Here is a 17,605-nt window from a genome sequence, read left to right as displayed (position 1 = left end):
GCCACGGGGTGGCCGGTGACGCCCGGTCACCGTGCGGCCAGACGCGCCTCGGCCGCCTCCCAGCGGGCGGTGCCGCCGCTCGGCGTGTACCGGGTCAGCGGCTGGGTACGGGCGAGCAGCCGCCGCATGTCGGCGAGATCACCGACGAGACCGTGCGCACGGGCCTGGACCAGGACGTTCCCCAGGGCGGCCGCCTCCGTCGGACCGGCCACCACCGGCAGCCCGCAGGCGTCGGCGGTCAGCTGGCACAGCAGCGCGTTGCGGGTGCCCCCGCCCACCACGTACACCGTGTCCACCGGATGGCCGGCGAGCCGCTGGGCCTGGGTCACCGCCCGCCGATGGGCGAGCGCGAGGGAGTCGAGGATGCACCGGGTGGTCTCGGCGGGCGTGCGCGGCACCGGCTGTTCCGAGGCCCGGCAGGCCTCCGCGATCCGCTCCGGCATCCGCCCGGGAGCCAGGAACCCGGCATCCCCCGCATCCACCACCGACCGCAGCACCGGCACGCCGGCCGCCGCCCGCAGCAGCTCGCCCAGATCCGGGTCGCCCCAGGCTCGTACGCACTCCTGGAGCAGCCACAGTCCCATGATGTTGCGCAGATAGCGGACCGTGCCGTCCAGCCCCAGCTCGTTGGTGAAGTTGGCGGCCCTGCTCTCCTCGGTCAGTACGGGCGCGTCCAGCTCCAGCCCGGCCAGCGACCAGGTGCCGGTGCAGATGTACGCGAACCGCTCACCGGTGGCCGGTACGGCGGCCACCGCGGACGCGGTGTCGTGCGAGCCCACGGCCGTCACCGGCACCGGCCCGGTCAGTCCGGTCTCCGCGAGCACCTCGGGCCGCAGCACACCTGCCGGATCCCCGGGGCGCCGCAGCGGCGCGAACAGCCCGAGGTCGATCCCCAGCCGGTCCGTGACCTCGGACGACCAGTCGCGCGTCCGGGGATCGATCAGCTGTGTGGTGGAGGCGTTGGTCAACTCCGTGCCCTGCTCGCCCGTCAGCCAGTACGTCAGCAGGTCGGGGATGAGCAACAGCCGCTCGGCGTGCGCGAACTGGCCGCTGGACCGAGCGGCCACCAGCTGGTAGAGGGTGTTGAAGGGCGCGTACTGCAACCCGGTGCGGGCGTACAGCTCCGCCGCCGGCACCCTCGCCCACACCTGCTCGGCGACCCCTGCCGTGCGGGCGTCCCGGTAGTGCACCGGGTTGCCGAGCAGCGCCCCGTCGGCGTCCAGCAGCCCGTAGTCCACGGCCCAGCTGTCGATGCCGACCGAGTCGACCTGCCCCGCCGTCCGCAGGCCGTCCAGCACACCCCCGTACAGCGCGAGGACGTCCCACCGCAGCCCTTCCGGCACCCGCACCGGCCGGTTCACGAACCGGTGCGCCTCGGTCAGCTCCACGGAGTCCGGCCCCACCCGGCCGACCATGACCCGCCCGCTGGACGCGCCCAGGTCTACCGCGGCGTACGACCTCACCGTGCCGCTCATCGCAGGAAGGCGGCCGCCACACCCGCGTCGACGGGCACGTGCAGCCCGGTGGTGTGGGTCAGCTCCCCGCCCGTCAGCGCGAACACCGCGTTCGCCACGTGCTCGGGCAGCACCTCCCGCTTGAGGATCGTCCGCTGCGCGTAGAACTCGCCCAGCTTGGACTCCTCCACCCCGTACACGGCGGCGCGCTGAGCCCCCCACCCCCCGGCGAAGATCCCCGACCCGCGCACCACACCGTCGGGGTTCACCCCGTTGACCCGGATCCCGTGCTCACCCAGCTCGGCGGCGAGCAGCCGCACCTGATGGGCCTGATCCGCCTTGGTCGCGGAGTACGCGATGTTGTTGGGCCCGGCGAACACGGCGTTCTTGGAGGCGATGTAGACCACGTCCCCGCCCAGCCCCTGGGCGATCATCACCCGCGCCGCCTCCCGCGACACCAGGAACGATCCGCGGGCCATGATGTCGTGCTGGAGGTCCCAGTCCTTCGCCGACGTCTCCAGCAGGGGCTTGGAGATCGAGACACCCGCGTTGTTGACGACCAGATCCACCCCGCCGAAGGCGAGCGCGGCGGCCCGGAACGCCGCCGCGATCTGCTCCTCCGACGTCACGTCCACGGTGACCGCGACGGCCCGGTCCGCCCCGCCCAGCTCCTCGGCCACCGCGGCCGCGCCCTCGGCGTTGAGATCGGCGACGACGACACACGCCCCCTCGGCCGCCAGCCGGTGCGCGATCGCCCTCCCGATCCCGCTGCCGGCGCCCGTCACCAGCGCCACCCGGGTGGCCAGTGCCTTCGGCTTCGGCATCCGCTGGAGCTTGGCCTCCTCAAGGGTCCAGTACTCGATCCGGAACTTCTCCGACTCCTCGATCGGCGCGTACGCCGACACGGCCTCGGCCCCGCGCATCACGTTGATCGCGTTGACGTAGAACTCACCTGCCACCCGGGCGGTCTGCTTGTCCTTGCCGAACGAGAACATCCCGACCCCCGGGATCAGCACGACGGCCGGGTCGGCCCCGCGCATCGCGGGCGAGTCCGCGTCGGCGTGCCGCCGGTAGTAGGCGGCGTACTCCTCGCGGTACGCGGCGTGCAGCTCGCGCAGCCGGGCCACGGCCTCCTCCACCGGTGCGGCCGGCGGCAGGTCGAGCACCAGCGGCCGCACCTTCGTCCGCAGGAAGTGGTCCGGGCACGAGGTGCCCAGCGCGGCCAGCCGCGGATGCTCGGCCCGTGCCAGGAAGTCGAGCACGACGTCGGAGTCGGTGAAGTGCCCGACCTGGGCCCGGTCCTGGGAGGCGATCGCCCGGACGTACGGCGCGAGCGCGGCCGCCCGCTCCCGCCGCTCGGACTCCGCCAGCGCGCCGTAGCCCTCGACGAGGGGCCCGAACGGCTCTGCCTTCCCGCGTTCCGCGAGGAACTCCTCGGCGGTGCGGATGATGTGCAGCGAGTTGCGCTCGCACTCCTCGGAGCTGTCGCCCCAGGCCGTGATCCCGTGCCCGCCGAGCACACACCCGATGGCCCGCGGGTTGGCCGCCTTGATCGCGGCGATGTCCAGCCCCAGCTGGAACCCGGGCCGGCGCCACGGCACCCACACCACACGGTCCCCGAAGCACTCCGCGGTCAGCTTCTCCCCGTCGGCGGCACAGGCCAGCGCGATCCCGGAGTCCGGGTGCAGGTGGTCGACGTGCGGGGCGTCGACCAGCCCGTGCATGGCCGTGTCGATGGAGGGCGCGGCCCCGCCCTTGCCGTGCAGGCAGTAGTCGAAGGCGGCGACCATCTCGTCCTCGCGCTCGACCCCCGGATAGACACCGGTCAGCGCCCGCAACCGGTCCAGCCGCAGCACGGCGAGCCCGCCCTCGGTGAGCGTCCCGAGATCCCCACCGGATCCCTTCACCCACATCAGCTCGACCTCTTGGCCGGTGACGGGATCGGACGTGGTGCCCTTGGCGGAGGCGTTGCCGCCGGCGTAGTTCGTGTTACGGGGGTCGGCACCGAGCCGGTGCGACCGGGCGAGGAGGGCGGCGGCTTCGGGATGGGTGGACATGAAGGTTCCTCACTTCGTGACAAGGGGTACACCAGTGCGCCCGGTCAGGGGCGCGGGGCCGCACGTGATGAGCGGCTACCGCCGCGCGGGCGCGACCAGCCACATCCGGCCCGCGGCCCGCGACGGATCAGCACCGGGCAGACGCTTACGCCCCCCACCCCGCCTGCTGCCCACCGATCCGCTCGGCGACGATCTTCTCGGCCCACCCCGACCGGCGGTAGGCCGTGACAGGGTCGGCGTCCAGCCCCATCTCCTGACGCACCTCGGCGAGCAACGGCCGCACATCGGTGTTGTACGCGTCCATCAGCACGGCGTTCGCGGTCAGCACGTCCCCGGCACGCTGCGCGTCGGCCAGAGCGGCACGGTCCACCAGCAGCGCCTTCGCCGTGGCCTCCTGCACGTTCATCACCGACCGGATGATCGCCGGGATCTTCGCCTCGATGTTGTGGCACTGGTCCAGCATGAAGGCCACCTCGGCCGTGAACCCGCCGCCCCGCACCACCTCGTACATGATCCGGAACAGCTGGAACGGGTCCGCGGCCCCCACCATCAGGTCGTCGTCCGCGTAGAACCGCGAGTTGAAGTCGAACCCGCCGAGCTTCCCCTCCCGCAGCAGCGTGGCGACGATGAACTCGATGTTGGTGCCCGGCGCGTGGTGGCCGGTGTCGACCACGACCTGCGCCTTCGGTCCCAGCTTCAGGCAGTGGGCGTAGGCCGTCCCCCAGTCCGGCACGTCGGTCGTGTAGAAGGACGGCTCGAAGAGCTTGTACTCCAGCAGCATCCGCTGCCCGTCGCCGAGGCGCGCGTACACCTCGGCCAGCCCCTCCGCCAGCCGGTCCTGGCGCGCCCGGATGTCGTCCTGGCCGGGGTAGTTGGTGCCGTCGGCGAACCACAGCTTCAGGTCCGCCGACCCCGTCGCGTCCATGATGTCGACGCACTCCAGCAGGTGATCGACGGCCTTGCGGCGCACGGCCGCGTCCGGGTGGCAGATGCTGCCGAGCCGGTAGTCGTCGTCCTGGAAGGTGTTGGAGTTGATCGCCCCCAGCCGCAGCCCGCGCTCCTCGGCGTGCTTGGCCAGGTCGGCGTAGTCGTCCACCTTGTCCCAGGGGATGTGCAGCGCCACCGTCGGCGCGACCCCGGTCACGGCGTGCACCTGCGCGGCGTCGTCCAGCTTCTCCTTCGGCGAGCGCGGCACGCCCTGCTGGGCGAACACCTTGAAGCGGGTCCCCGAGTTTCCGTACGCCCACGACGGCGTTTCGACGGCCTGGGTCTTCAGCGCGGCCTTCACCGCGGCGAGGTCGGTCACTTCGGGGCTCCCTGAGGGATCGGAACAACTGAGTGGTGAAACGATTCAGGACGGCAAAGTATGAGGCCGTCGCAGGGCTGTCAAGCGTTGCGACGCACCCTGTTCTCCGTGACTCCGCCGTGACCTTTGGCTATCGAAATTTTTTCGACACGGACCCATTGACGTGACATGCCCCTGGTGCCTACGGTCCCGGCAATCCAGTTGAAACCTTTCACGACGCCGTGAGGTCCGGTTCCCACCGTCCGCCGGCGTCGTCGAGGAGCCCCTATGACCCACCCGTCCGACACGGGACCGGCCCCGGTGCTGGCGCTGAAGGACGTCTCCAAGTCCTTCGGTGCCGTCCGCGCCCTGCGGGACGTCTCCCTGGAGCTGTTCCCCGGTGAGGTGCACGCCCTCGCCGGAGAGAACGGCGCGGGCAAGTCGACGCTGATCAAGACCCTCGCCGGAGTGCACCGACCGGACGCCGGCCAGGTGCTGCTCGACGGCGAGCCCATCGTCTTCCACGGCCCCGGCGACGCCCGCGACGCCGGAATCGCCGTGATCTACCAGGAACCCACGCTCTTCCCCGACCTGTCGATCGCCGAGAACATCTTCATGGGCCGCCAGCCCCGCCGCGCCCTCGGCCGCATCGACCACAAGGCCACCCGCGCGGCCACCGCCGCCCTGATGAAGCGGCTCGGCGTCGCCCTCGACCCCGACCGCCCCGCCCGCGGCCTGTCCATCGCCGACCAGCAGATCGTCGAGATCGCCAAGGCGCTCTCCTTCGACGCCCGGGTCCTGATCATGGACGAGCCGACGGCCGCCCTCACCGGCAGCGAGGTGGCCCGCCTCTTCGGCGTCGTCCGCACCCTGCGCGACCAGGGCGCCGCCGTGCTCTTCATCTCGCACCGGCTGGAGGAGATCTTCCAGATCTGCCGCCGGGTCACCACCCTCCGGGACGGCGCCTGGATCGCCAGCGAGCTCGTCGACGGCATGACCGAGGACGACCTCGTACGCCGGATGGTCGGCCGCGACCTGGCCGAGCTCTACCCCAAGCAGAACGTCCCCACCGGCGACGTCGCCCTGAGCGTACGGCGCCTGACCCGCGAGGGCGTCTTCACCGACGTCTCCTTCGAGGTCCGCTCCGGCGAGATCGTCGGCCTCGCCGGACTCGTCGGCGCCGGCCGGACCGAGGTCGCGCGCGCCGTCTTCGGCGTCGACCGCTGGGACGCCGGTGAGGTGGAGGTCAGGGGACGGAAACTGACCAACGGCGCCCCCTCCGTGGCGATGTCCGCGGGCCTCGCCCTGGTCCCCGAGGACCGCCGCGCCCACGGCCTCGTGATGGACATGTCCATCGAGCGGAACATCGGCCTGACCGGCCTGCGGACGACCGTGAAGGCGGGCCTCGTGGACCGGGGCGCCGAACGCAGCCGGTCCCTCGACTGGGCCGTCAGGCTCCAGGTGAAGTACGCCCGGATCGTGGACGCCGTCTCCACCCTCTCCGGCGGCAACCAGCAGAAGGTCGTCCTCGCCAAATGGCTCGCGACCGGCCCGAAGGTGCTGATCGTCGACGAGCCGACCCGTGGCATCGACGTCGGCACCAAGGCCGAGGTGCACCGGCTGCTGAGCGAGTTGGCCGCCGACGGGGTCGCCGTTCTGATGATCTCCTCCGACCTGCCCGAGATCCTCGGCATGGCCGACCGCGTGCTGGTGATGCACGAGGGCCGGATCACCGCCGAGATCCCGCGCTCCGAAGCCACCGAGGAAAGCGTGATGGCCGCAGCCACGGGGAGGGCCGCCGCATGACGGTGACCGCCTCCGAACCGACCCCCGTCGCCGAGGCACCCGAGTCCGCCGGGACCCGGCTCGTCGACCGTGTCTTCAAGATGCGCGAACTCGCCATCCTGGTCGTCTTCCTGGTGATGATCGCCGTCGCCCAGGCCGGCAACAGCGAGTTCCTCTCCGAGCAGGGCGTCAAGGACCTGCTGCTGAACGCGACCATCCTGGTGCTGGTCGCCACCGGCCAGTCCCTGGTGGTGATCACCAGGAACGTGGACCTGTCCGTCGGCTCGACCCTCGGCATCACCGCCTTCGCCGCGGGCGACTACCTGCACGGCGGCGGCAACCCGGTCGTCGCGATCCTGCTCGCCGTGCTGCTCGGCATCGGCTGCGGACTCCTCAACGGCCTCCTGGTGAGCCTCGGCCAGGTGCCCGCGCTCGTCGTCACCCTCGGCACGCTGTACGTCGTCCGGGGCGTCGACTCCATCTGGGTCGGCTCCCGGCAGATCACGGCCGCCGACCTCCCCGGCTCCTTCGTCGACTTCGGCTCCGGCGGCCTGGCGGCCGTCCCCTGGCTGGCCCTCATCGCCCTCGCGGTCCTGGTCGCCACCGCCCACTACCTCAAACAGTACGGAAGCGGACGGGAGTTGTACGCCCTCGGCTCCAACCCCGAGGCCGCCCGGCTGGCCGGCATCCCCGTCCGCAAGCGGATCCTCACCGCGTACACCTTCTGCGGAGCCCTCGCGGGGCTCGCCGGGGCGATGTACCTGGCCCGGTTCGGCAACGTCGACTCCGGCACCGGCACCGGCTACGAACTCACCGTCGTGAGCGCCGTGGTGGTCGGCGGCGTGGTCTTCACCGGCGGCTCGGGCAGCGTGTACGGCGCCGCGCTCGGCGCGCTGCTGCTCACCTCCGTCAACAGCGTGCTGCCCGCCCTGGGCGTCAGCTCCGTGTGGGTGCTCGCCATCAACGGCGTCCTGCTGCTGCTCGCCATCGCCGTCGACCGGATCGTCGCGCTGCGGGTGGCGGCGGCACTGAAGAAGAAGTCGGCCCTGACGAGGTCCGCGACCAGCAAGGAGAACGTCAGCCATGCCTGAGTCCTTGACGCGTGCGGTGCGGTGGGACACCGTCGTCGGCGCCCTGCTCGTCGTCCTGCTCCTGTGCTCCTTCGGCTTCGTGGACGGCTTCGGGAACTCGCTCAACCTGTCGTTCCTGATCGGCAACACGCTGCCGATCGCGCTGGTCGCGCTGCCGATGACCCTGCTGGTGGTCGCCGGGGAGGTCGACCTCTCGGTCGCCTCGACCGCCGGCCTCTCGGGGGCGGTCATGGGCAAGCTCTGGAACGAGGGCATGGCGATCGAGACGATCATCCCGCTGTGCCTGCTGCTGGGCGTGGTCTGCGGGCTGGTCAACGGACTGCTGGTGACCCGGCTCGGGCTGCCGTCGCTGGCCGTCACCATCGGGACGCTCGCGGCCTACCGGGGCATCGCCCAGATCGTGCTCGGCTCCGACGCGGTGACCGACTTCCCCACCCAGTACCTGGACTTCGCGGCGGGGCGGCTCGGGGACACGTTCCTGCCGCGGGCCTTCCTGCCCTTCCTGGTGCTGCTGGCGATCGCCGTGGTGGTGCTGCACGCCACGCCGTTCGGGCGGTCGCTGTTCGCCGTCGGGGCGAGCGAGGAGGCGGCCCGGTTCGCCGGGATCCGCGTGAAGCGCAACAAGCTGATCCTGTTCGTCGCCACCGGGTTCATGGCCTCGCTCACCGGGATCTTCTGGGCCCTGCACTACGCGAGTGCGCGGTACGACAACGCGACCGGGCTCGAACTGAGCGTGATCGCCGCGGTGTTGCTCGGAGGTGTCGACTTCGACGGAGGCAAGGGCACGCTGGGCGGCGCGATCGCCGGGGTGTTCCTGCTCGGGGCGCTCCAGAACGTGATGAGTCTGGTGAACGTGTCCGCGCAGTCCCAGATCGTCGTGACCGGTGTGCTGCTCGTCGTCTCGGTGCTCGGGCCTCGCGTTGCCCGGCAGATCTCGTTGGCTCGACGGAGGGCCGTCAAGGCCGTCTGAACACTGCGGACCGACTGTGGCCGGTCGCGCAGTTCCTCCCCCAGCCTTCGGCCGGGGGCACCCCCAGCGCCCCTTACGGGGCGTTCCCAACCCGTCCCGCAAAGGAACCCGTCATGCGTAGGTCATCCCTGCGGCGTGCCTGTGTGGCCGTCGCCGCTGTTTCGTCCCTCGCGCTCTCCGCCACCGCCTGCGGTGGGACCACCAAGAACAACTCCGCCAGCGACGAGTCGTCCGCGGCCACCTCCACCGCCAAGGCCGACCCGAACGCGGCGCTCAAGAAGGGCCTCACCGTCGGGTTCCTGCCCAAGCAGGTCAACAACCCCTACTTCACCTCCGCCGACAAGGGCGGCGAGAAGGCGCTCACCGAGCTGGGCAGCACGTACAAGGAGGTCGGGCCGTCCAGCGCGACCGACACCTCCGGGCAGGTGTCCTACGTCAACACGCTCACGCAGCAGCAGGTCAACGCCATGGCCGTGTCCGCGCAGGACCCCGGGGCCCTGTGCACCGCGCTCAAGCAGGCCATGAGCAGCGGCATCAAGGTCGTCACCTACGACTCCGACACCAACGCCGGCTGCCGCAACGCCTTCGTCTCCCAGGCGAGCGCCGAGGACCTCGGCCGTACCGAGGTGCAGCTGCTCGCGCAGCAGATCGGCTACAAGGGCGAGATCGCCGTCCTCAGCGCCGCGCAGACCGCCACGAACCAGAACACCTGGATCGGCTTCATGAAGGAGGAGCTGAAGGACCCGAAGTACAAGAACGTCAAGCTCGTCAAGATCGCCTACGGCAACGACGACGCCCAGGCGTCCTTCCAGCAGACCCAGGGCCTGCTCCAGCAGTACCCGAAACTCAAGGGGATCATCTCCCCGACCACCGTCGGCATCAAGGCGGCCGCCCAGTACCTGTCCGGCTCCAAGTACAAGGGCAAGGTCAAGCTGACCGGCCTCGGCACGCCCAACGACATGCGCCAGTACGTCAAGAACGGCACCGTCGACGCCTTCGAGCTGTGGGACCCGGCCAAGCTCGGCGACCTCGCCGCCCGGACCGCCGTCGCCCTCGTCTCCGGGCAGATCACCGGCAAGGAGGGCGAGACCTTCAAGGCCGGCGACACCACGTACACCATCGGCAAGGACGGCGTGATCAACCTCGGCAAGCCGACCGTGTTCGACGCGAAGAACATCGACCAGTTCAACTTCTGAGGCGGGGGCGGTACTTCATGCAGCGCGTCTGTTTCCTTCTCAAGGTCCGGCAGGACCGCCTCGCCGAGTACCGCGAACGCCACGCCGCCGTGTGGCCGGAGATGCGCGCCGCGCTCTCCGCCACCGGCTGGCACAACTACTCGCTCTTCCTGCGCGACGACGGCCTGCTGGTGGGCTACCTGGAGACCGAGGACTTCGAGGCCGCCCTTGCCGGCATGGAGGCCACCGAGGTCAACGCCCACTGGCAGGCCGAGATGAGCCCCTTCTTCGAAGCCCTGGACGGCGCCCGCCCGGACGAGGCGATGAAACCGCTCACCGAAGTGTTCCACCTCGCCTGAACCACGACAGGAGCCGCTCGTGAAAAGACGTACCGTGCTGGGGGCCGCGCTCCTCGGTGCCGTGGCCACCCCCGCCCTCGCCGCCGGCACCGCCCGCGCGGCCGACCCCGGACCGTCGGTGAACAAGCAGCAGAGCACACAACTGGATGCCCAGGCGATCTACTTCGTCTCCTACGACGGCCTGGTCAACAACAACTCCTTCCAGAAGAACGGCCTGTTCACCTACAAGGGCTACCAGTACGCCGGCTGGTACACCTCGACCGGCTCCGCGGTCGTCGGGCGCCGGGTGCTCGGCGGCGCGACGTGGTCGACCGTCACCCTCGCCCACCAGCTCAAGTCCAGCGACTCGCACAACGTCATCTCCCTGGGCCTGTCGAAGACCGACGGCCGGCTCCACGTGAACATGGACTCGCACAGCGACGGCTTCTTCTACGTGAAGTCGGCGGCCGGACTGCTCGACGACCCCGGCTCCACCGCCTGGACCCCGGCCGTCTTCGGCGCCGTACAGACCTCCCTCGACGGGCTGTCGCTCACCTCGCAGTTCACCTACCCGCAGTTCGTCTCCACCCCCGAGGGCAGGCTCCAGCTCAGCTACCGGGTGGGCGTCTCCGGGAACGGCCGCAACGCGCTGGCGGAGTACGACGGCGCGAGCTGGTCCGCGCTGGGGGAGTGGACCAGCTCGACCGGGACGTACACGAGCACGCACGGTTCGTCGACCGCCCGCAACATGTACCTGCACGGCATCGACTACGACGTCAGCGGACGGCTGCACGCCTTCTTCACCTGGCGCGAGCAGAACGCCGCCGTGATGTGCAACAGCGGCGGCATCACCAACCACGACACCGGCTACGTCTACTCCACGGACCGCGGCCGCACCTGGCGCAACGACGCGGGTACGCCGGTCGCCACCACCGGAAGCCCGGACACCGTCGCCGTCACCGACTCCGGGCTGGTCGTCGACTCCCTCAACCCCGACCACTCCCTGATGAACCAGGAGAGCCAGTGGACCGACTCCGCCGGCCTCCCGCACGCGATCATCAGCTATGTCCCCGGCCGCTTCGGCCAGTGCACCACGAACTACGTCAGCGACCGCACCGCCAACGGCCGCGCCTTCCACCTCCGCAAGAACTCCACCGGGACCTGGCAGAAGACCGAGATACCCGTCCCGCTGAACTCCAGCCAGCGCACCAAGCTCGTCCTGGACAGGTACGACAACGCCTACGCGGTCTTCCCCTACGGCCGGATCGCCGGTGCCTCGAAGTCCTCCGGCCACACCGACTGGACGCTGCTGTACGACGGCAGCGGACTGAACGCCTTCGGTGAGGTCGTGATCGACGAGATGCGGGTGAAGGCCGACAACGTGCTGTCCTTCATGTACCAGGAGACGTCGAGTGGGACGACCCCGTCGGCCCTCCACGTCGTCGACTTCGCGCTGCCCGGCTGAACCGGACCGGTGTGCGAGTCATGCCGTAATGTGAAGCCCTTCCCGATGTGCCCTTCCGTGCTGTGAAGGCGCCGTCCATGTTCCTGGAGGTATCGCCCGATGGCCCAGTCGGTGGGTATCAAGGACGTCGCCCGCGCCGCCGGAGTCTCGGTGGGCACGGTGTCGAACGTCATCAACCGTCCGGACACCGTCGCCGGCGAGACACGGGCGCGGGTGCAGTCGGCGATCGACCGGCTCGGCTACGTCCGCAGCGAGTCCGCGCGCCAGCTGCGCGCGGGCCGCAGCCGGATCATGGGCCTGCTCGTCCTCGACATGGGCAACCCCTTCTTCGTGGACGTGGCCCGGGGCGCCGAGCGGGCGGCCCGGGACGCCGGACTCGGTGTGATGGTCTGCAACAGCGCGCAGAGCGCCGGCGAGGAGGCCGAGTACCTCGCGCTCTTCGCCGAGCAGCGGGTACGCGGCGTCCTGCTCACCCCGGCGGACGCCACCGGCCGCAACATCGAGAGCTTCCGCCGGCACGGCATCCCGTTCGTCCTCGTCGACCGGGTCGCGGAGGGCACCACCGAGTGCTCGGTCAGCGTCGACGACGTGGCGGGCGGCGCGCTGGCCGTCCGCCACCTCGTCGACGCCGGGCACCGGTCCATCGCCTACGTCAGCGGGCCGCCCGGTTTCAACCAGGTCCGCGACCGGCGCACCGGCGCCCTGAACGCCCTCGCCGAGGCCGGGCTCGGCCCCGACGCGCTGCGCGAGCTGCCGACCGAGCGGCTCGACGTGGCCGCCGGCCGGGACGCCGGCGCCCGCCTGCTCGGGCTCGCCGACCGGCCCACCGCCGTCTTCTGCGCCAACGACCTCCTCGCCCTGGGCGTCCTGCAGGCCATGTACGCGGCCGGCGTGGTCGTCCCGGACGACCTCGCGATCGTCGGCTACGACGACATCGAGTTCGCCGCCGCGGCCGCCGTCCCCCTCACCTCCGTACGCCAGCCGGCCGTCACCATGGGAGCGATGGCCGCCGACCTCCTGCTGGAGGAGACCGAGGAACGGGAGGGCCGGACGGCGCACGAGCACCGCCGCGTGGTGCTCCAGCCGGAGCTGGTGGTGCGCCGCTCCAGCCTCGCCGCCCGCTGATCGGGTGTTCAGCAACGATGTCATGATCCCGGGGCCGGAGCGCCCCCCGGCCTGTGCTGAACTGTCACCCGACCAGCCGTCCGTCCCGGGAGAAACGTTGAGCCACAGCTACCGCCAGCCCGGCGTCGTCCTCACCGACCGCCACTTCACCGTCCCCCTCGACCACGCCGATCCGGACGGCGAGACCATCGAGCTGTACGCCCGCGAGGTGGTGGCGAGCGACAAGGCGGACCAGGAGCTGCCCTGGCTGCTGTACCTGCAGGGCGGCCCCGGCTTCGGAGCGAATCGTTTCGTCGGGCGGCAGGCCTGGCTCGACCGGGCCCTGCGGGAGTACCGGGTCCTGCTCCTCGACCAGCGCGGCACCGGCCGCTCCACCCCGGTCAACCGGCAGACCCTCCCGCTGCGCGGCGGCCCCGCCGCTCAGGCCGACCACCTGACCCGGTTCCGCGCCGACTCGATCGTCCGGGACTGCGAGGCGATCCGCCCGCAGGTCACCGGCGGCGCCCCCTGGACGACCCTCGGCCAGAGCTTCGGCGGCTTCTGCACGGTGACGTACCTGTCGTTCTTCCCCGAGGGGCTGCGCACCTCGGTGATCACCGGCGGCCTGCCGTCCCTGGACGCGCACGCCGACGACGTCTACCGCGCCGCCTACCCGCGCGTCGAGCGCAAGGTCGCCGCCCACTACGACCGCTACCCGCAGGACGTCGAACGGGCCCGGCGGATCGCCGAGCACCTGCTGGCCCGCGCGACCGTGCTGCCGAACGGCTACCGGCTCACCGTCGAGGCCTTCCAGTCCCTCGGCCTGATGCTGGGCACCAGCGACGGCAGCCACCGCCTGCACTTCCTCCTGGAGGACGCCTTCGTCCGCACCCCCTCCGGCCCCGAACTCTCCGACGCCTTCCAGGAACAGGTCCAGGGCCTCCTGTCGTACGCGGGCAACCCGCTGTACGCCCTCGTCCACGAGCCGGTCTACGGTCAGGACGCCCGCCCCACCGCCTGGGCGGCCGAGCGGATCCGCGCCGAGTTCCCGCAGTTCGACGCGGCCAAGGCGTTGGCCGGCGACGCCCCGGTGCTGTTCACCGGGGAGACCGTGCACCCCTGGATGTTCGAGACCGACCCGGCCCTGCGGCCGCTGAGGGCGGCGGCGGACCTGCTCGCCGCGCGCACCGACTGGCAGCCTCTGTACGACCCGGCCCGGCTGGCCGCCAACGAGGTCCCGGTCGCCGCCGCCGTCTACCACGACGACATGTACGTCGACACCGGGCACGCGCTGCGCACCGCGCGGGCCGTGCGGGGCCTGCGCACCTGGGTCACCGACGAGTTCGAGCACGACGGCCTGCGCACCGGCGCGCCTAGGGTCCTGGACCGGCTGCTGAAGCTCGTCCGCGACGAGGTCTGACGCCCCGTAAAAGAAGTTGCGGGCGAGGCGGAGGCGCATAGTCTGCGGCCGTGGAGGAACGGGGGACGGACATGACCACGGACACGGACCTGCTGGCCGGCCGCTTCGAGGAACACCGCGGCCAACTGCGCGCGGTGGCCTACCGGATGCTCGGCTCGCTCGCCGAGGCCGAGGACGCCGTGCAGGAGGCCTGGCTCAGGCTCGGGCGCGCCGACGCGGACGAGATCAGGAACCTGGGCGGCTGGCTGACCACGGTGGTCGGCCGGGTCTGCCTGGACATGCTGCGCTCCCGCACGGCGCGCCGCGAGCAGCCCATCGACGAGACGTTCGTGCCCGACCCGGTGGTCAGGCCGCTGTCGGTCGTCGACCCCGAGCAGGAGGTGCTGGAGGCGGACTCCGTCGGGCTCGCTCTGCTGATCGTCCTGGAGACCCTGGAGCCCGCCGAGCGGCTGGCGTTCGTCCTGCACGACCTGTTCGCGGTGCCCTTCGACGACATCGCGCCGATCCTGGAACGCACGTCGGCGGCCACCCGCCAGCTGGCCGGCCGGGCCCGCCGCCGGGTGCAGGGCGCCACGCCCGCGGGCGACCCGGACCTCGGTCGGCAGCGCGAGGTGCTGGAAGCCTTCCTGGCCGCCTCCCGGGGCGGCGACTTCGAGGCGCTGGTCGCCGTGCTCCACCCGGACGTGGTGCTGCGGGTCGACTCCGGTGCGCTGGTGCGCGGTGCCGCTGCCTCCAAGGTGGTGCGCGGCGCGCGGGCGGTGGCCGAAGGGGCCTTCACCTTCCGGCAGTTCGCCCGGTGGGCACGGCTCGTACTGGTCAACGGCGCCGTCGGCGTGGTCACCGCGCCCGAGGGCCGCCCCCTGTCGGTCACCGGGGTCACCGTCGCCGACGGCCGGATCACCGAGATCTACATCCTGGCCGACCCCGACCGCCTCGACCGCCTCGACCTCACCGCCGGGGCGGCCTGACCGCCGGGCAGCGGGCGCGGTGGGCCGAGGGGGCGCACGGTCCGCCCCGGCCGGGAAACGCGGAGCACGCGGCCTGCGCCGGTCAGTAGGCTGTCCGGATGCCAGAACAGATATCCGACCGGGGTGGGCTGACCGGGGACTGTGCCCGCTGCTTCGGGTTGTGCTGTGTCGCCCTGCCGTTCGCCGCGTCGGCGGCCTTCGCGGTCAGCAAGCCCGCCGGACAGCCCTGCCGCAACCTGGGCGGCGACCACCGCTGCGGCATCCACGGCGAGCTGCGGCAGCGCGGCTTCGCCGGGTGCACCGTCTACGACTGCCTCGGCGCCGGCCAGAAGGTCTCGCAGGTCACCTTCGGCGGCCGGGACTGGCGCGGCGGGTCCGCGGAGGACGCCCGTCGGATGTTCGACGCGTTCCCGGTCGTACGGCAGTTGCACGAACTCCTCTGGTACCTGACGCAGGCCCTGGAGCTGGCCGCCGCCCGCCCCGTGCACACCGGGCTGCGCGCCGCGCTGCACCGGACCGAGGAGCTGAGTCTCGGCACGCCCGAGGAACTGGCCGCCCTGGACGTGGCCGCCCACCGGCAGGAGGTCAACGTGCTGCTGCTGCGGACCAGCGAACTGGTCCGGGCGGGGGTGCGGGGGAAGAAGAAGGACCGGCGGGGTGCCGATCTGATGGGCGCCCGGCTCCGCGGCGCCGACCTGCGCGGGGTGAGTCTGCGCGGCGCCTGTCTCATCGCCGCCGACCTCACCGGGGCCGACCTGCGGGACACGGACCTGATCGGCGCCGACCTCCGGGACGCCGACCTCGGCGACGCCGACCTCACGGGCGCGTTCTTCCTGACCCAGCCCCAGCTCGCCGCGGCCCGGGGCGACGAGCGCACGCGCCTGCCGGGATCAGTCGTCCGCCCCGTGCACTGGGCAGCCGCCGCTCTCTGACGCGGGCGCGTCCGGCGCGGTCACCGGCGCCGGGGCGGGGGTGCGCCGCTCCAGCCGCAGCCGTAGCCCCTCCGGCATCAGCGTCAGCCGCTCGGTCACCCGCAGCCGGTAGTCCGGGTCGGCCATGAGTCCGTAGCGGCGCAGCAGAAGGCCGAGGACGAGCGTGGCCTCGTGCAGGGCGAACTGGCGGCCGATACAGGCGCGCGCCCCCGTGCCGAACGGTTTGAAGGTGTGCGGGGCCCGGCCCCGTGCCGCCTTCGCCTCGAACCGGTCCGGGTCGAATCGCTCGGGGTCCGGCCCCCACACCTCGGGGTCCCGGTGCAGCAGCGGGGTAAGGACCAGCGCCCAGGCGCCCCGGCGCATCGGATGCTCCCCGCCCAGCACGGTGTCCCGGCGGGCCTCGCGGGCGAAGGCGGGGGCCGTCGGCCACAGCCGCAGCGACTCGTCCAGGACCCGGCGGACATAGCGCAGCTTCGCCACCTGGTCGTAGCCCGGTGCGGGCGTGTCGCCCCAGACGCGGTCCACCTCGGCGGCGGCGCGGGCCGCGATCCGGGGGTTCAGGGCGAGGTAGTGCAGGGCGAAGGAGAGCGCGCCCGAGGTGGTCTCGTGCCCGGCGACCAGGAAGGTGATCACCTGCCGCCGTACGTTCTGCGCGGACAGCCGCTCCCCGGTCTCCGGGTGGGCCGTCTCCAGCATCCGGTCCAGCAGGTCGCCCTCCGCGCGGCCGCGCGTGCGCCGCTCCTCCACCAGCTCGTCGACCGTGCGGTCGAGGTAGGCGATGTCGGCGGCGTTGCGCCGGGCGGCCTGCCGCAGCAGCAGGGGGGCCAGCGGTCCGGGCACGCTGTTCAGGCGCTGCGCGTAGGTGAGCGTGCCGATCATCGCGGTCACGAAGGGGTGCGGGCGGTCCCGCTCGAACGAGCCGAAGTCGTGGCCGAACCCCGTGCGGGCGATGGTCTCCAGGGTCAGCTTGGTCATGTCCCCGGGCACGTCCACCCAGCGGCCGGCCGACAGCTCGCGGTCCCAGTGGTCGGTGAGCCGCCCGGCCACCGCGAGCATCATCCCGTGGTAGCCCTCCATGGCCTCCCGGCTGAAACCGGGCGCCAGCACGTCGTGGGCCAGCTGCCAGTTCGGCTCGTGGTTGTACGCCGTGAACAGGCCGTCCCCGGCGACCGGGCGCAGATTGGCGACCCCGAGTCCCACGTGCTTGGCGAACCGGGACTCGTCGGCCATGTCGGCGGCCAGCCGGGCGCCCCACACGAACACGAACTCGTTGCCGAACGCCTTGCGCCGGAAGATCGGGCCCAGCCGCGCGCCCAGGCGCATCGAGTCCTGCAGGGGGGTGCGCCGGTCGACGCCCAGGACGTCGCCGAGCAGCGGCAGCCGGCGCGGCGGACGGGGAATGCGGCTCAGCTCGGGCCAGCCCTGTTCGGCGCCCCTGAACCCCCTGGGCAGCGGGGCCTGCGCCGCCGTCCGCGTGTCCGTCTCCGCCATGACGCGATCTCCCTCGATGCTGCGGCACGTGAGCTAGTTGTACATGGGTTCAATAAGAGGCTTCAGTCTC

At 71.8% G+C, this 17,605-nt stretch carries 14 protein-coding genes; 10 read left to right on the top strand and 4 right to left on the bottom strand.

The window, feature by feature from the left end:
* Positions 1-26 precede the first annotated feature (26 nt).
* The 3 genes from AB0M11_RS09790 to rhaI all read right to left on the bottom strand — a co-directional run bounded on the left by AB0M11_RS09790 (position 27) and on the right by rhaI (position 4,817).
* Positions 27-1,475, bottom strand: a complete 1,449-nt coding sequence (locus AB0M11_RS09790) for a rhamnulokinase family protein (RefSeq protein WP_365703258.1) — start codon at positions 1,473-1,475, stop codon at positions 27-29.
* On the bottom strand, positions 1,472-3,511 hold the full coding sequence (locus AB0M11_RS09785) for a bifunctional aldolase/short-chain dehydrogenase (RefSeq protein ID WP_365703256.1): 2,040 nt from the start codon (positions 3,509-3,511) through the stop codon (positions 1,472-1,474). Before AB0M11_RS09785 ends, AB0M11_RS09790 begins: the two co-directional genes overlap by 4 nt.
* Before the next feature lie 145 nt (positions 3,512-3,656).
* The gene (rhaI, locus tag AB0M11_RS09780) at positions 3,657-4,817 is read right to left on the bottom strand and encodes an L-rhamnose isomerase (RefSeq protein ID WP_365703254.1); all 1,161 of its coding nucleotides are present in this window, start codon (positions 4,815-4,817) and stop codon (positions 3,657-3,659) included.
* 267 nt (positions 4,818-5,084) lie between these two features.
* Here rhaI and AB0M11_RS09775 point away from each other — a divergent pair, with 267 nt between their 5' ends.
* From AB0M11_RS09775 to AB0M11_RS09730, 10 genes are all read left to right on the top strand, one after another.
* Complete coding sequence (locus tag AB0M11_RS09775; RefSeq protein WP_365703252.1) at positions 5,085-6,602, top strand: sugar ABC transporter ATP-binding protein; 1,518 nt, start codon at positions 5,085-5,087, stop codon at positions 6,600-6,602.
* Entirely contained in the window at positions 6,599-7,672 is a 1,074-nt protein-coding gene (locus tag AB0M11_RS09770; RefSeq protein ID WP_365703250.1) for an ABC transporter permease, read from the top strand. The genes AB0M11_RS09775 and AB0M11_RS09770 overlap by 4 nt, the downstream gene beginning before the upstream one ends.
* Positions 7,665-8,642 (top strand): ABC transporter permease, encoded by a 978-nt coding sequence (locus tag AB0M11_RS09765; RefSeq protein ID WP_365703248.1) that lies wholly within the window; start codon positions 7,665-7,667, stop codon positions 8,640-8,642. The genes AB0M11_RS09770 and AB0M11_RS09765 overlap by 8 nt, the downstream gene beginning before the upstream one ends.
* Positions 8,643-8,755: 113 nt before the next feature.
* A complete protein-coding gene (rhaS, locus tag AB0M11_RS09760; RefSeq protein ID WP_365703246.1) occupies positions 8,756-9,838 on the top strand; it encodes a rhamnose ABC transporter substrate-binding protein in 1,083 nt (360 codons plus the stop codon).
* Positions 9,839-9,855: 17 nt separating this feature from the next.
* Positions 9,856-10,176, top strand: coding sequence for an L-rhamnose mutarotase (locus tag AB0M11_RS09755; RefSeq protein WP_365703244.1), 321 nt, complete (start codon positions 9,856-9,858; stop codon positions 10,174-10,176).
* A 19-nt stretch (positions 10,177-10,195) separates the two neighbouring features.
* Entirely contained in the window at positions 10,196-11,620 is a 1,425-nt protein-coding gene (locus AB0M11_RS09750; RefSeq protein ID WP_365703242.1) for a BNR repeat-containing protein, read from the top strand.
* A gap of 99 nt (positions 11,621-11,719) precedes the next feature.
* Complete coding sequence (locus AB0M11_RS09745) at positions 11,720-12,745, top strand: LacI family DNA-binding transcriptional regulator (protein WP_365703240.1); 1,026 nt, start codon at positions 11,720-11,722, stop codon at positions 12,743-12,745.
* Between the two features lie 97 nt (positions 12,746-12,842).
* The gene (locus tag AB0M11_RS09740) at positions 12,843-14,144 is read left to right on the top strand and encodes an alpha/beta fold hydrolase (protein ID WP_365703238.1); all 1,302 of its coding nucleotides are present in this window, start codon (positions 12,843-12,845) and stop codon (positions 14,142-14,144) included.
* 71 nt (positions 14,145-14,215) lie between these two features.
* The gene (gene sigJ, locus AB0M11_RS09735) at positions 14,216-15,112 is read left to right on the top strand and encodes an RNA polymerase sigma factor SigJ (protein ID WP_365703236.1); all 897 of its coding nucleotides are present in this window, start codon (positions 14,216-14,218) and stop codon (positions 15,110-15,112) included.
* Between the two features lie 98 nt (positions 15,113-15,210).
* Complete coding sequence (locus AB0M11_RS09730) at positions 15,211-16,044, top strand: pentapeptide repeat-containing protein (RefSeq protein WP_365703234.1); 834 nt, start codon at positions 15,211-15,213, stop codon at positions 16,042-16,044.
* Here AB0M11_RS09730 and AB0M11_RS09725 read toward each other — a convergent pair.
* On the bottom strand, positions 16,003-17,535 hold the full coding sequence (locus AB0M11_RS09725; RefSeq protein WP_365703232.1) for a cytochrome P450: 1,533 nt from the start codon (positions 17,533-17,535) through the stop codon (positions 16,003-16,005). The genes AB0M11_RS09730 and AB0M11_RS09725 overlap by 42 nt on opposite strands.
* Positions 17,536-17,605: the final 70 nt, after the last annotated feature.

The organism is Streptomyces sp. NPDC051987, from assembly GCF_040680735.1.
Classification (GTDB): domain Bacteria; phylum Actinomycetota; class Actinomycetes; order Streptomycetales; family Streptomycetaceae; genus Streptomyces.
The sequence above is the reverse complement of the archived record's forward strand: the minus strand, read 5'-3'. Positions and strand labels throughout refer to the sequence as shown.